This window comes from Nocardia sp. NPDC003726 (assembly GCF_053586955.1).
The window spans coordinates 1-13,900 of sequence record NZ_JBSFNF010000022.1 but is presented as its reverse complement, the minus strand read 5'-3'; the positions used below and the strand labels follow the sequence as shown (position 1 = coordinate 13,900).

Annotated in this window: 14 protein-coding genes; 8 read left to right on the top strand and 6 right to left on the bottom strand. The window is 68.9% G+C overall.

Going from position 1 to position 13,900, the window contains the following annotated elements:
• Positions 1–76 precede the first annotated feature (76 nt).
• From ACWDMM_RS25275 to ACWDMM_RS25255, 5 genes are read left to right on the top strand one after another with little or no spacing between them, the layout of a single operon-like run.
• Positions 77–1,042, top strand: coding sequence for a Zn-ribbon domain-containing OB-fold protein (locus ACWDMM_RS25275; RefSeq protein WP_195078111.1), 966 nt, complete (start codon positions 77–79; stop codon positions 1,040–1,042).
• 12 nt (positions 1,043–1,054) lie between these two features.
• The gene (locus ACWDMM_RS25270; protein ID WP_195078110.1) at positions 1,055–2,089 is read left to right on the top strand and encodes a thiolase domain-containing protein; all 1,035 of its coding nucleotides are present in this window, start codon (positions 1,055–1,057) and stop codon (positions 2,087–2,089) included.
• Positions 2,086–3,252, top strand: coding sequence for a thiolase domain-containing protein (locus tag ACWDMM_RS25265; protein ID WP_195078109.1), 1,167 nt, complete (start codon positions 2,086–2,088; stop codon positions 3,250–3,252). Before ACWDMM_RS25270 ends, ACWDMM_RS25265 begins: the two co-directional genes overlap by 4 nt.
• A gap of 5 nt (positions 3,253–3,257) precedes the next feature.
• Positions 3,258–4,142 carry a TIGR03619 family F420-dependent LLM class oxidoreductase gene (locus ACWDMM_RS25260; protein ID WP_195078412.1) on the top strand — a complete coding sequence of 295 codons (885 nt, stop codon included), beginning with the start codon at positions 3,258–3,260 and terminating at the stop codon, positions 4,140–4,142.
• A 28-nt stretch (positions 4,143–4,170) separates the two neighbouring features.
• Positions 4,171–4,587 carry a nuclear transport factor 2 family protein gene (locus ACWDMM_RS25255; protein WP_195078108.1) on the top strand — a complete coding sequence of 139 codons (417 nt, stop codon included), beginning with the start codon at positions 4,171–4,173 and terminating at the stop codon, positions 4,585–4,587.
• A gap of 54 nt (positions 4,588–4,641) precedes the next feature.
• Here ACWDMM_RS25255 and ACWDMM_RS25250 read toward each other — a convergent pair whose 3' ends face one another.
• The gene (locus ACWDMM_RS25250) at positions 4,642–5,943 is read right to left on the bottom strand and encodes a cytochrome P450 (RefSeq protein WP_323124115.1); all 1,302 of its coding nucleotides are present in this window, start codon (positions 5,941–5,943) and stop codon (positions 4,642–4,644) included.
• 101 nt (positions 5,944–6,044) lie between these two features.
• Here ACWDMM_RS25250 and ACWDMM_RS25245 point away from each other — a divergent pair, with 101 nt between their 5' ends.
• Together ACWDMM_RS25245 and ACWDMM_RS25240 are read left to right on the top strand one after the other, a co-directional pair.
• A complete protein-coding gene (locus ACWDMM_RS25245) occupies positions 6,045–7,208 on the top strand; it encodes a steroid 3-ketoacyl-CoA thiolase (protein WP_357110253.1) in 1,164 nt (387 codons plus the stop codon).
• A 359-nt stretch (positions 7,209–7,567) separates the two neighbouring features.
• Positions 7,568–7,984, top strand: a complete 417-nt coding sequence (locus tag ACWDMM_RS25240) for a helix-turn-helix domain-containing protein (RefSeq protein WP_011207048.1) — start codon at positions 7,568–7,570, stop codon at positions 7,982–7,984.
• A 288-nt stretch (positions 7,985–8,272) separates the two neighbouring features.
• On the opposite strand, the gene ACWDMM_RS25235 is transcribed toward ACWDMM_RS25240, so the two are convergent.
• The 5 genes from ACWDMM_RS25235 to ACWDMM_RS25215 form a co-directional block, all read right to left on the bottom strand.
• On the bottom strand, positions 8,273–9,271 hold the full coding sequence (locus tag ACWDMM_RS25235; RefSeq protein WP_195078105.1) for a hypothetical protein: 999 nt from the start codon (positions 9,269–9,271) through the stop codon (positions 8,273–8,275).
• The gene (locus tag ACWDMM_RS25230; RefSeq protein ID WP_195078104.1) at positions 9,268–9,783 is read right to left on the bottom strand and encodes an ImmA/IrrE family metallo-endopeptidase; all 516 of its coding nucleotides are present in this window, start codon (positions 9,781–9,783) and stop codon (positions 9,268–9,270) included. Before ACWDMM_RS25230 ends, ACWDMM_RS25235 begins: the two co-directional genes overlap by 4 nt.
• On the bottom strand, positions 9,780–10,154 hold the full coding sequence (locus ACWDMM_RS25225; RefSeq protein WP_357206631.1) for a hypothetical protein: 375 nt from the start codon (positions 10,152–10,154) through the stop codon (positions 9,780–9,782). The genes ACWDMM_RS25230 and ACWDMM_RS25225 overlap by 4 nt, the downstream gene beginning before the upstream one ends.
• Before the next feature lie 1,101 nt (positions 10,155–11,255).
• On the bottom strand, positions 11,256–12,167 hold the full coding sequence (locus ACWDMM_RS25220; RefSeq protein WP_195078102.1) for an SDR family oxidoreductase: 912 nt from the start codon (positions 12,165–12,167) through the stop codon (positions 11,256–11,258).
• 26 nt (positions 12,168–12,193) lie between these two features.
• Complete coding sequence (locus ACWDMM_RS25215) at positions 12,194–12,976, bottom strand: SDR family oxidoreductase (RefSeq protein ID WP_195078101.1); 783 nt, start codon at positions 12,974–12,976, stop codon at positions 12,194–12,196.
• A 62-nt stretch (positions 12,977–13,038) separates the two neighbouring features.
• On the opposite strand from ACWDMM_RS25215, the gene ACWDMM_RS25210 reads away from it, so the two are divergent.
• Positions 13,039–13,803 carry an enoyl-CoA hydratase family protein gene (locus ACWDMM_RS25210; protein ID WP_195078100.1) on the top strand — a complete coding sequence of 255 codons (765 nt, stop codon included), beginning with the start codon at positions 13,039–13,041 and terminating at the stop codon, positions 13,801–13,803.
• The last annotated feature ends 97 nt before the right edge of the window (positions 13,804–13,900 follow it).

Sequence of the window (13,900 nt, the reverse complement as noted above, 5' to 3'; positions counted from 1 at the left end):
AGAACCTGTTCTACTCGATATCGTGACTCAGGGGAATACTGCATCCACGGCAATCGCTGGTGGTAGCGGCACGGCATTGAACACGGACGCCGTGCCCGAGGTACTCAGCGCGCCCCTGCGGGTGCGTTTCGATTACACCCGCTCCGTCGGCTCCACCATCGGAACCTTCCTGACCCGGTTGCGCGACCACAAGATCGTCGGCGCGCGCGGCTCGGACGGCCGGGTGATCGTGCCGCCGCCGGAATACGATCCGATCACCGCCGAACCGCTGACCGAATTCGTCGACGTCGCCGACACCGGCACCGTCGAATCATGGACCTGGGTGCGCGAGCCGCTGCCCGGCCAGCCGTTCGACCGGCCGTTCGCGTGGGCCCTGATCCGGCTGGACGGCGCCGACACGACGCTGTTGCACGCCGTCGACGTCGCCGCGCCCGAGGACATCCACCAAGGCTTGCGGGTGACCGCCCGCTGGGCCGAGCAGACCGAGGGCAGCATTCGCGACATCCTCTGCTTCGAGCCGGGCGAGAAGTCCTCCGGACCCGTCGAGTCCGCCGCCGCCGACCCGGTCACCATGATCACCACGCCGGTCGACCTGTCCTACAAGCACACCGCCTCGCCGCAGGAGACCGTCTACCTGCGCGGACTCGCCGAAGGCAAGCTGATCGGCGCGCGCACCGACGCCGCGGGCAAGGTGTACTTCCCGCCGCGCGGCGCGAATCCCACCGACGGCAGGCCGACCGACGAGTTCATCGAACTGTCCGATCACGGCACCGTGACCACCTTCTGCATCGTCAACGTGCCGTTCATGGGCCAGCGGATCAAGCCGCCGTACGTCGCGGCCTACGTGCTGCTGGACGGTGCGGACATCCCGGTGCTGCATCTGGTGCTCGGATGCGACGCGAGCGAAGTGCGCATGGGCATGCGGGTGCAGGCGGTGTGGAAGCCGCGCGAGGAGTGGGGCTACGGCCTGGAGAACGTGGACCATTTCCGCCCCTCCGGCGAGCCGGACGCCGACTACGAGACCTATAAGCACCACCTCTGAGAGAGGCGCACGTTGACTGACAACGCCACCGACATCGCGGTCGTGGGTTTCGCCCACGCGCCGCACGTGCCGGAGACCTTCGGCACCACCAACGGTGTCGAGATGCTGGTGCCCTGCTTCCAGCAGCTCTACGACCGACTCGGCATCACCAAGTCCGACATCGACTTCTGGTGCTCCGGCTCGTCCGATTACCTCGCCGGACGCGCCTTCTCGTTCATCTCGGCGATCGACGCCATCGGCGCGGTGCCGCCGATCAACGAATCGCACGTCGAGATGGACGCCGCGTGGGCGCTGTACGAGGCGTGGGTGAAACTGCGCTCGGGGCAGGCGACGACGGCGCTGGTGTACGGCTTCGGCAAGTCCTCCGCCGGCACGCTGCGCCAAGTGCTCACCATGCAGCTGGACCCCTACCTGGTCGCGCCGCTGTGGCCGGACGCCTGGTCCATCGCGGGCCTGCAGGCGCGCGCCGGTCTGGACGCGGGCCGCTGGACCGAGCGGGACATGGCAGCCGTCGCGGCAGGTGACGGTGACGTCGACAGCCTGCTCGACCAGCCCTACGTCGCCGATCCGCTGCGCGCGCACGACATCGCGCCGATCACCGACGGCGCGGCCGCGATCGTGCTCGCCGTGGGTGACCGCGCCCGCGAACTGTGCGACCGTCCCGCCTGGATCACCGGCATGGCGCACCGGATCGACACTCCCGTGCTCGGTGCGCGCGACCTCACCGTCTCGCCCTCGACGGCCGCCGCCGCCAAGGCGGTCACCGGCGGCGACGTGAGCGGTTTCGACATCGCCGAACTGCACGCGCCGTTCAGCCATCAGCAGCTGATCCTCACCGAGGCGATCGGGCTGACGAACGGCACGAAGGTGAACCCGTCCGGCGGCGCGCTCGCGGCCCACCCCATGTTCGCGGCGGGCCTGGAACGCATCGGCTTCGCGGCCGAGGCCATCATCGCGGGCTCGGCGAATCGCGCGTTGGCGCACGCCACCAGCGGCCCCGCGTTGCAGCAGAACCTTGTGACCGTCTTGGAATCGGAGAACCGATGAGCTTGCCCGCCGCGGTGCTCGGCACCGGACAAACCCATCACGTGACGAAACGGACCGACGTGTCCATGTCGGGCATGTGCCGCGAGGCCATCGATCGTGCCCTGGCCGACGCCGGTCTCACCATCGCCGACATCGACGCGGTCGTGGTCGGTAAGGCGCCCGACGGCTTCGAGGGCGTCATGATGCCCGAACTGTTCATGGCGGACGCGCTCGGCGCCACCGGCAAGCCGCTGCTGCGGGTGCACACCGCCGGTTCGGTCGGCGGCTCCACCGGCATCGTCGCGACCAACTTGATCCAGGCGGGCGTGCACAAGCGCGTGCTCGCCGTGGCCTGGGAGAAGCAGTCGGAGTCGAACGCCATGTGGGCGCTGTCGATCCCCGTGCCGTTCACCATGCCGGTCGGCGCGGGCGCGGGCGGATACTTCGCCCCCCACGTGCGCTCCTACATCCGGCGCTCCAACGCCCCCGGTCACATCGGCGCCATGGTGGCGGTGAAGGATCGCCGCAACGGAGCCAAGAACCCGCTGGCGCACCTGAAGCAGCCCGACATCACGCTGGAATCGGTGCTCGCCTCGCAGATGCTGTGGGACCCGATCCGCTTCGACGAAACCTGCCCGTCCTCCGACGGCGCGTGCGCGATCGTGCTGGGCGACGCGGACGCGGCCGAAGCGGTCGAGGCCACCGGACGGAAGGTCGCTTGGGTACACGGCACCGCGATGCGCACCGAACCGACCACGTTCGCCGGACGCGACCAGGTCAATCCGCAGGCGGGCCGGGACGCGGCCGCGGCGCTGTGGCAGACGGCGGGCATCACCAACCCGCTGGAGGAGATCGACGTGGCCGAGATCTACGTCCCGTTCTCCTGGTTCGAACCGATGTGGCTGGAGAACCTCGGCTTCGTGCCGCAGGGGGACGGCTGGAAGCTCACCGACAAGGGCGAGACCGAGATCGGCGGCACCCTTCCGGTCAATCCGTCCGGCGGCGTGCTGTCGTCCAATCCGATCGGCGCCTCCGGACTCATCCGGTTCGCCGAGGCCGCCAAGCAGGTCATGGGACGGGCCGGGGACTATCAAGTCGAGGGCGCGCGCAAAGCGCTCGGCCACGCGTACGGCGGTGGTTCGCAGTACTTCTCGATGTGGGTGGTCGGATCGGAGCGACGGTGACCGCGCTGAAGTTCACCGTCGGCATAGCGCTGAGTCCGCTGGACCAGCTGACCGAACTGGCGAAGACCGCCGAAGAGTGCGGTTTCTCGTCGATCGCGCTGCCGGACTCACTGTTCTACATGAAGTCGGCGTCGGCGAAGTACCCCTACACCCCGGACGGCAGCAGGTTCTGGGGGCCGGACACCCCGTGGGTCGATCCGCTTATCGGCGCGACCGCCATGGCGGCCGTCACCAGCCGTATCCGCTTCTACACCAACGTGCTGAAGCTGGGCTCGCGCAACCCGCTGCTGCTGGCCCGGCAGGTCGGCTCGGTGGCCAACCTGTCGGGCAACCGCTTCGGTTTCGGCGTCGGAATCGGTTGGGCGCCGGAGGAATTCGAGTGGTGCGGCGTGCCGTTCGCACGCCGCGGCGCGCGGGTGGACGAGATGATCGAAGTGATCAAACTGGTGCTCGCCGGCGGCATGGTCGAGTACCACGGCGAGTTCTTCGACTTCGATCCGCTCCAGATGAGTCCGGCCCCGAGCGAGCCGGTGCCGTTCTACATCGGCGGACACACCGAGGCGGCGCTGCGCCGCGCCGCACGGGTGGGCGACGGCTGGACCTCGGCCATGATGACCTACGACGAACTGCGGAACACCATCGGCAAGCTCGCCGCGCTGCGTTCGGAGTACGGCCGCGCCGACGAGCCCTTCGAGATCCAGGCGGTGTGCGTCGATCGCTTCGGCCGGTCCGGCTATCAAGATCTCGCGGACGCGGGCGTCACCGACGCGATCGTGGTGCCCTGGCTGGCCGACGGCATCGGATTCGACGGCGAACTGGCCGCCAAGCAGGACTCGCTGCGCAAGTTCGCCCAGCAATACATCGCCGAACCCGTCCTCGCCGCGCGGTGAGGCCCGTCAACCGGTCGAGGGAGGCCGTATGACCACCACCGAACATCCGGCCCGCGCCGCGGGCCTCGCCTCGCAGGCCGCGGTGCGCGCCCGGGACAAGCAGGCCTGGGTCGCCCTGTTCGCCGAGGACGGCGTCGTGGAGGACCCCATCGGCCCGTCGGGCTTCGACCCGGAGGGCAAGGGCCACCGCGGCACCGAGGCCATCGCCGCGTTCTGGGACAAGGCGATCGCGAAGACCGATCTGATCGAATTCCTCTTCGGAGACTCGTTCGCCTGCGGCCGCGAGGTCGCCTTCACCGGCACGATCCGCAGCACCATCGGCGGGCACCTGATCGACGCCGACGGCGTGTTCACCTACCGGGTGAACGAGGAGGGCAAGATCGCCGCACTGCGGGCGTTCTGGGAGGTCGATCGCGCCATGAAGACCGCGCGGCCGATCGGCTGACTCGGTACCGGACGAAAAGGCCCTCGCACCGAAGTGCGAGGGCCTTTCTATGTCTCAGTGCGCCACCGGGCAGGTCTTGTAGTCGACCGGGAACTCCTTGATCCCGTTGAGCCAGCCCGAACGCAACCGCTTGGGGTCGGCGACCTTGGTGATGTCGGGCAGGTGGTCGGCGATGGCATTGAAGATCAGGTCGATCTCCAGCCGGGCCAGGTTCGCCCCGATGCAGAAGTGCGCGCCGGTGCCGCCGAAGGCCAGGTGCGGGTTGTCCTTGCGCATGATGTCGAACTTCTCCGGGTGGTCGAAGACCTCCTCGTCGAAGTTGGCCGAGCGGTACAGCATGACCACGCGCTGGCCCTTCTTGATCTGGACGCCGCCGAGTTCGGTGTCCTCCAGCGCGGTGCGCTGGAACGAGGTGACCGGGGTGGCCCACCGGATGATCTCGTCGGCGGCCGTGGCGGGGCGTTCCTTCTTGAACAGCTCCCACTGGTCCGGGTTCTCCAGGAACGCGATCATGCCGTGTGAGATGGCGTTGCGCGTGGTCTCGTTGCCCGCGACGGCGAGCATGATCACGAAGAAGCCGAACTCCTCCTCGGTGAGCTTGTCCCCGTCGACATCGGCCTCGATCAGCGTGGTGACGATGTCGTCGGCCGGGCACTGCTTGCGCGCGGCCGCCATCTGGTAGGCGTAGCCCAGGATCTCCGCCGACGCCGCGACCGGGTCGGCCGTGCTCTCCGGGTCGTCGTAGCCGGTCATGTCGTTGGACCAGGAGAAGACCTTCATCCGGTCTTCCTGCGGCACGCCGATCAGCTCGGCGATGGCCTGCAACGGCAGTTCGCAGGCGATCTGGGTCACGAAGTCCCCCGAGCCCGACTCGGCCGCCGCCTTCACGATCGATTCGGCGCGGGCCGACAGCTCCGCGCGCAGGCCGTTGATGGCACGCGGGGTGAAGCCGCGCGAGATGATCTTGCGCAGCTTGGTGTGCTCCGGCGCGTCCATGTTCAGCAGGACGATCCGCTGCAGCTCGATCTGCTCGCGGGCGATGTCGTCGTTGAAACGCGGGATGGCGGTGTTCTCGAAACTGGAGAACACGTCGCTGCGCCGCGAGACCTCTTTGACGTCGGCGTGCTTGCTGACCACCCAGAAGCCGTCGTCGTGGAAGCCGCTGACGTCAGGGGACTGCGGATTCCACCAGATCGGCGCGGTCCGGCGCAGTTCGGCGAACTCCTCGACCGGAACACGCTCGGCGTAGATGTCCGGGTCCGTGACGTCGAACCCGTCCGGGAGATTCGGCCGGGCATTCCGAGTGTCTACCACCAGATGTCTCCTTCGACAAACTGAAACACGTTCTATAATCATTGAAGCACAGGCGCGAGAACGAGGAAAGAAACCGGACAGATCTGCCTCTGGCAAGTGCTATGAACGCGTTTCAGTTTTCTGTCCCAAGGGAAAGGTTGGACATGGGCACACCGGTGATCGTCGAGGCCGCACGGACCCCGATCGGCAAGCGCGGCGGCTGGCTGTCGGGCCTGCACGCGGCCGAACTGCTCGGCGCGGCCCAGCGCGGGGTGCTCGAGCGCGCGCACCTGGACCCCGCGCAGGTCGAGCAGGTCATCGGCGGCTGCGTCACCCAGGCGGGCGAGCAGTCCAACAACGTCACCCGGGTGGCATGGCTGCACGCGGGCCTGCCGTGGCAGGTCGGCGCCACCACGATCGACACCCAGTGCGGTTCCGCGCAGCAGGCCAACCACCTCATCGCGGGCCTGATCGCGGCCGGCGCCATCGACATCGGCATGGCCTGCGGCGTGGAGGCGATGAGCCGGGTTCCCCTGGGCGCCAACGTCGGCGAGCACGCCGGGCCGCGCAGGCCCGCGTCGTGGAACATCGACCTGCCCAACCAGTTCGAGGCGGCGGAGCGAATCGCCAAGCGGCGCGGCATCACTCGCGCGGACGTGGACGCGTTCGGCGCGCGCTCGCAGCGGCTGGCCGGCCAGGCGTGGGCGGAAGGCCGGTTCGATCGCGAGGTGCTCACCGTCACCGCTCCCGCGGTCGACAAGGAAGGCAATCCCACCGGCGAAAAACTCGACGTGACACGGGATCAGGGCCTGCGCGAGACCACCGTCGAGGGCCTGGCGAAGCTGAAGCCGGTGCTGGAGGGCGGCGTGCACACCGCCGGGTCGTCCTCGCAGATCTCCGACGGCGCCGCCGCGGTGCTGCTGATGGACGAGAAGGCCGCGCAGCGTGCGGGTTTGCGACCGCGGGCACGGATCGTCACACAGGCGGTGGTCGGCGCGGAGCCGGAGTTCCACCTCGACGGCCCCGTGCAGGCGTGCACCAGGCTGCTGGAACGGTCCGGCATGAATATCGGCGACATCGACCTTTTCGAGATCAACGAAGCGTTCGCCTCGGTTGCACTTTCCTGGGCTTCTGTACACCAACCTGACATGGATCGGGTTAATGTCAACGGTGGCGCCATCGCCCTGGGGCATCCGGTCGGCTCGACCGGATCACGCCTCATCACAACGGCTTTGCACGAACTGGAGCGCTCCGACCGCAGCACCGCAATGGTTCTCATGTGCGCCGGTGGCGCACTCGCGACAGGAACGATCATCGAACGTTTGTGACTTCAACCATTTCATGCGCGTTGGTTGAACGTTCATCCCCCACGGGCGCAAACGTGTCGTACGCCACACAAACCCATGTACGGCCGAGTTCATGAGATGTCAGCTATCTTGCGGCTATCAAGACCCCTTGCGGCGAGACCGCAGCGACGGGCCAGAACCGGTTCGTACCGCGGCTTCTCGAGAGGCCTTGGGGTGACCCGCAAACGCGACCGTCCCAGTACCTTCGCCGCCTTCCGACCTAGAAGCTTCAAGGAAATCCGGAATCAGGCGTAGGTTTTCAGTTACTGAGCCGCTAATATCAATGATACGTATCCGAGATAACGACTGTTAGTACAGCGAAGGGAATTGGGCGGCTCACAATGGCTGATTTCGCGGCGCGGCTGAACAAGCTGTTCGAAACCGTGCATCCCCCGGGGCGTAAGCCGCACACCAACGCGGAGGTTGCGGCAGCGCTGACGGCCTCCGGACATCCGATCTCGAAACCGTACCTGTCGCAGTTGCGGTCGGGACAGCGGACGAACCCGTCCGATGAGACGGTGGCCGCCCTGGCGAAGTTCTTCAAAGTCAAGCCGGACTACTTCTTCAACGACATCTACGCCGCCAAGATCGATCACGATCTGGAGCTGCTGTCCCAGCTGCAGGGCTACGGACTGCGACGGCTGTCGAGTAGAGCGTTCGACTTGTCCGAAGAATCACAGAATCTGCTCACCTCCATGGCGGAGAAGTTGCGGGCAAGCGAGGGCTTGCCCGAAATTCCTCCGGATGGAACCGAATAGGTTCATCTGCACGGCAGCACAGTGCGACCCACCGGGTCGCACTGTGCTGTGTTATGCGCGCGTAAGCGGGCGAAGCACACAACCGGCGCGTGGTCGCCCCCAGAGAAATTGGGGCGTGACCGCGCGCCGGTTAGTGCCGCGCCACCGATGGTGTACTTACATATGCACTTTCGGCGGGGTTCGCCGACGGCCGTTCGCAGCGAAGAGGATTCCCGGTCCAACCGGTCTGTCCGAATAGTCCGATCGACCGGCTATTGCGCCCGATTGATCGCATTCGCGCGAAGTCGATCAATTTCGAGCGGAGCCGGGCGCGGTTGTCCGATAGGCGCGTGCGACGGCCTGCACCCAGCCGCGCGGACTAATCCCCTCCGGCGGAGCAATCCACCGCGCGTCCACCGCGGCCGCCCCCGCGGGATCGCGCGCCCACCGGGCCACCCGATCGGCCCGGTCCGCCACCGAAGCGGGCGGCGCAGCGAGTTCCGCCAGCACGAGGCCGCCGCCGGACTGCAGATACAGCGCGTCGATGATCTGCGCCACCTGGTCGGAAGCCCTCAACTGCGTGGAGAATCCGCTCTGTTCGTGCGCGACCACCTCGGGAAAACGACCGACCATGGTCCGATGCAGCGGGCGGATCCGGCGCAGCAGCAGCCGCGCGCGCACCCAGAGTTCCACCACGATCCACACCGCGCCCAGCGCGATGACCAGGCTCGCGACCGCCCGAGCGGGCCAGGCCCAGCCCGGATCGCCGGGCACGACGCGCGGCGCGTGCCGAATGCGGTCCACGGCCAGCACCGCGATCACCGCCGTGCCCGCCGTATACAGCGCGATGCCGCGGCCGAGCGCTGTCCAGTCCAGGTTGCGCAGACCGGTGACGACGACGAACGCGCACCCTGCGGCCACCACCGCCCAGCCGAGTGTGAACGACCAGGCCAGCGTGAGCACGACCGCGCACAGGCCGACGCCGTGGATCGCCAGGGCGATTCGCCGCAGATGCCGCCGCGACACCACCGGCCAGGCCGCCGCTGCGACCACCGAGGTGGCCGTCGCGAACGCGATCCAGCTCGCGGTGGCGACGCCATCGGACAGCAGGCCCGCGTGCAGGCCCCTCGGCACGAGATGGTCCACGGCGAGCGCGATCTCGGGCACCGCGACGGTCGCGGCGAGCGCGACGGCGGCGACCGCGACGACGATGGCGACGCGGGCCGTGGTCGCCGGCTTGACCAGCACGCGCCCCACCCGCGCGCCGGCCGCCATCCAGACCAGCAGAGCTGTCGCCCACAGGATCATCCGAGCGCCTCGTCGAATCGAAGGACCGAGACGCCCGCGCCCCGGCTGTTGAACACGCGCAGTCTGGTCATCAGCATGGCGGCGAACGTCTCGGCTTCCCATTCGGCGAGCTCGTCCGTGCCGTCGTCGACGATCCGCTGATGGGCGCGCTGACTGAGCATGTAGGCGATCAGGTCGTCGCTCGCCTCCAGGGTCACTTCCGGTGCGGGCGCGCCTTCGTGGTCGAAAACGATGTGCCCCAGTTCGTGGGCGAGGGTGTGCTCGCGGCTCGGTAGCGTCTCGGCCAGCACGATCACGTCGCGGTCGGGATAGAACCTGCGCTGGCCGCAGACGCCGGGACCCAATCTTGCGCTGGCGATCTCGATGTCGCGGCGGCGCTCGTCCGCGATCGCACCGACCACTTCGTCCAGCGTTGTCGCGTCGAAGTCGGCCGCCACCGCGCACACCGCGTCGACGGCGGCGGCGACCCGGCGATAGGAACGCAGGTCATCGCGTATCCGGCTCACGCTCATCGACGGTCCTCTCCCGGCCTCGGGAAGAATTGGGCGCGGGCCGCGTCGATCCTGGCCTGCGTGGCCGCGGCGCTCCGGAAACTGATCACGCCGGACGCCGCGCCCGCGAGGGCGAACGCGATCAGTCCGCCGATCACCGGCAGCAGCTGCGGGGCGGGCAGATCGTCGGCGACGGCGGCCGGACGGACCGCAGGAAGGGAACCCGGCCCGCGCGCCTGTGGCGGGGCGGGGTCGGTGAGGTCGGGCAGGGGCGCGTCGAGTGGCGGAATCGACGGCGCGCCTACCGGTATCGGTGCGCGCCCTGGCGCCTCGCGAGCGGGAACCGATGGCACGGTTATCGGCGGGAGCGCGGGAGTGGGCGGAGCGGTCACTTGCGGAAGCGGAATCAACAACGGCAGAAGCGGACTCGCGGACCCGACGGCGGCCGAACCGATTGCCGCCGAACCCACCGCGGCGGAACCGGTTGCGGCCGAACCCACAGCCGCCGACCCGGTCGCCGCGGAACCGGTACCAGCAAGGACGGCTGAGCCGGTCCCCATTGCGGCGGAACCGGTTGCGGCCGAACCCACAGCCGCCGACCCGACCGCTGCCGAACCGGTGCCACTCAGGACCGCGGACCCGGTGCCCACCGCAGCCGAACCGAGCCCGAGGACAGCCGAACCGGTGCCCACCGCGGCCGAACCCAAGGCGGCAGAACCGGAGCCGAGCACCACACCAAGACCAGCGGAACCAGTGCCCAGCGCAGCCCCAAGACCAGCCGAACCAGTGCCCAGCGCGACCCCAAGACCAGCCGAACCAGCGCCCAGCGCAGCCCCAAGACCAGCCGAACCAGCGCCCAGCGCAACACCGAGACCAGCCGAACCAGTGCCCAGCGCAGCCCCAAGACCAGCCGAACCAGTGCCCAGCGCAGCCCCGAGACCAGCCGAACCAGTGCCCAGCGCGACCCCAAGACCAGCCGAACCAGAACCCAGCGCAACACCCAGTCCAGCCGAACCGGAGCCGAGCACCAGGCCCAGACCGGCCGAACCGGTGCCGAGTGCGATCCCCGATCCCGCCGAACCGGTGCCGAGACCGGCCGTACTTGCCCCCGCCGGACCCGGCGCGGCGGTGCCGGTCCCCGTGGTCGGCCGTGCCGGGACCGCGCTGATCTTCGACGGCTGCCCCGGCACGGTCAGGGGAAACCAGGGATCGCCGCTGTCATAGGGCGGCGGAGCGGGATCCGCCACGCACGAGGGGCAGGAAGACGGCACGTCGGCGGAGGCAGGGCTGCCGAGCAGCGCGGAGCCGGCGACGGCGCCGGATGCCGCCAGCACACGGAATGCGCGACCTACCTCCATGCGCCGAGCCTTCCCCTCATCAGTCGAAGCGCAGTTCTGTGCCCGGTCGCCACTCTCACACGGGACTTCCCAAACGGACGGGTGCCCATACTAAACCCCGGTCCGCGAACGCGCCCCCGAAAGGGTCGAGGCCGGTCAGGCCCCGTACACGGGCTCCGGCGGAGTCGCTTTGGCGATCAGATCGGCCACGACCGGCCCGAGTTCTGCCGGATCCCAGCGGGCGCCGCGGTCGACGGGCACGCCGTGCCGCCATCCGTCGGCCAGCGCCACCTTGCCGCCCTCCACCTCGAACACCCGTCCGGTCACCGCCGCCGACTGCGCGCTGCCCAGCCACACGACCAGCGGAGACACGTTCTCCGGCGCCATCGCGTCGAAGCCGCTGTCGGGCTTGGCCATCATGTCCGCGAACACCGTCTCGGTCATCCTGGTGCGCGCGGACGGGGCGATCGCGTTCACCGTCACGCCGTAGCGGGCGAACTCGGCGGCGGCGGTCAGCGTCAGGCCCGCGATGCCCGCCTTGGCCGCGCCGTAGTTGCTCTGGCCGACGCTGCCCTGCAGACCGGCGCCGGAGCTGGTGTTGATGATCCGCCCGTCGACCGGACGGCCGGCCTTGGACTCCGCACGCCAGTATTCGATCGCGTGCCGCATGGTGGCGAAGTGGCCCTTCAAGTGCACGCGGATCACCGCGTCCCACTCGTCCTCGCCCAGGTTGACCAGCATCCGGTCGCGCACGAATCCGGCGTTGTTGACCAGCACGTCCAGCTTGCCGAAAGTATCGACGGCCTGGTGGACGAGCCTGCGGGCGCCTTCCCAGTCCGCCACGTCGTCACCGTTGGCCACCGCGCGGCCGCCCAGCGCCTCGATCTCGGCGACCACCTGCGCGGCGGGCGTTTCCGCGGTGGCCGCGCCGTCGAGGGTCGAACCGATGTCGTTGACCACGACGCTGGCGCCCGCCGCGGCGAAGGCGAGGGCGTGCGCGCGGCCGATGCCCCGGCCCGCGCCGGTGACGATGACGACGCGCCCGGCGCAGATCTGCTCGGTGTCCATATGTGTCCTTCTTCGTGTCCGGTCGTTCAGGACTGCTGGTCGGCGTTGGAGGCGGCGAGGAAGGCGGGCCGTTCGCCGCCGCCGTGCACCAGCAGGGTCGCGCCGCTGACGTAGTCGGCCAGCGGCGAGGCCAGGAAGACGGCGCAGCGGCCGACATCGTCGGGACGGGCCATGCGACCGAGCGGGATGGTCCGGCCCACCGCGTCGACGCCGTCCTGATCGCCGTAGTGCATTCGGCTCAACTCGGTGTCGACCGGCCCCACCACCAGCGAGTTCACCCGCACCTTCGGCGCCCACTCGACGGCGAGCGAGCCGGTGAGACTGTCCACGCCCGCTTTGGCCGCGCCGTAGGCGGCGGTGCCGGGCGACGGACGGTGCCCGCTGACGCTGGAAATGTTGACGATGGAGCCGCCCTCGTCCTGCCGCTGCATCACCGCGTTGGCGGCCTGCGCCAGCAGCAGCGGAGCGAGCAGGTTCAGCTCGACGATCTTGGCGTGGAAGTTCTTGCTCGCGTCGGCGGCGAGTGCAAAGGGAGCGCCGCCCGCGTTGTTGACCAGATGGTCGAGCCGGCCGTGACGCTCGGTGATCGTGTCGATCAGTGCGCGCACCGCGCCCTCGTCCCGCACATCGCACGGCACGAAGTCGATCGCGCGGCCGCAGGCTTCGACGGGCGCGTCGGCCGGTCGGCGCGCGCACGCCACGACGGTCGCGCCCGCGGCCAGGAACGCCTTGCTCACGCCCGCGCCGACACCGCGCACACCGCCCGTCACCAGAACGACGCGGCCGGACAGATCGATTTCGAGTGGCACCGTGCTAACCTACCAAGCAACTGCTTGCTTTGCCAATGCGTGCACACACGATGGGACTCGCCATGGGGATCAATCGCCACTCGGAATCGACCGGCATCAGCGTGGTCACGGTGGACTATCCGCCGGTCAACGCCATCCCGACGGACGGGTGGTTCACGATCGCCGATGAAGTGCGCGCGGCGGGCCGCGACCCGGACACCAAAGTGGTGGTGCTGCGCGCGGAGAACCGGGGCTTCAACGCGGGCGTCGATATCAAAGAGATCCAGAGCAAGCCGGGCCACCAAGCGCTGATCGACGCCAACCACGGCTGCTTCGAGGCGTTCGCGGCGGTGTACGAGTGCCAGGTGCCGGTGATCGCGGCGGTGCAGGGCTTCTGCCTGGGCGGTGGCATCGGCCTGGTCGGCAACGCGGACGTCGTGATCGCCTCCGACGACGCCACCTTCGGACTGCCCGAGGTCGACCGCGGCGCACTCGGCGCGGCGACCCACCTCGCACGGTTGGTCCCCCAGCACTTGATGCGGGCGCTGTTCTACACCGCGAGCACCATCACCGCACAGCAGCTGCACCACTACGGCTCGGTGTACCAGGTGGTGCCGCGCGCCGAACTCGACGCCGCCGCCTTGGAGCTGGCCAAGAACATCGCGGCCAAGGACGGCCGGGTGATCCGCGCGGCCAAGCGCGCGCTCAACGGCATCGATGTGCAGGACGTGCACCGCAGCTACCGGTACGAGCAGGGCTTCACCTTCGAACTCAACCTCGCCGGCGTCGCCGACGAGATCCGCGCCCGGTTCGACGACGATCTCGCGGCGCGCAAGAGCGGGCAGTAGAGAGGACTCTCAATGACCGTGTCAAGTCGCGGAGGCCACCGGTATCGGCGTGTCGAAGCTGAATTCGCGGCCGTCGCGCAGCAGTGCCCACAGGACA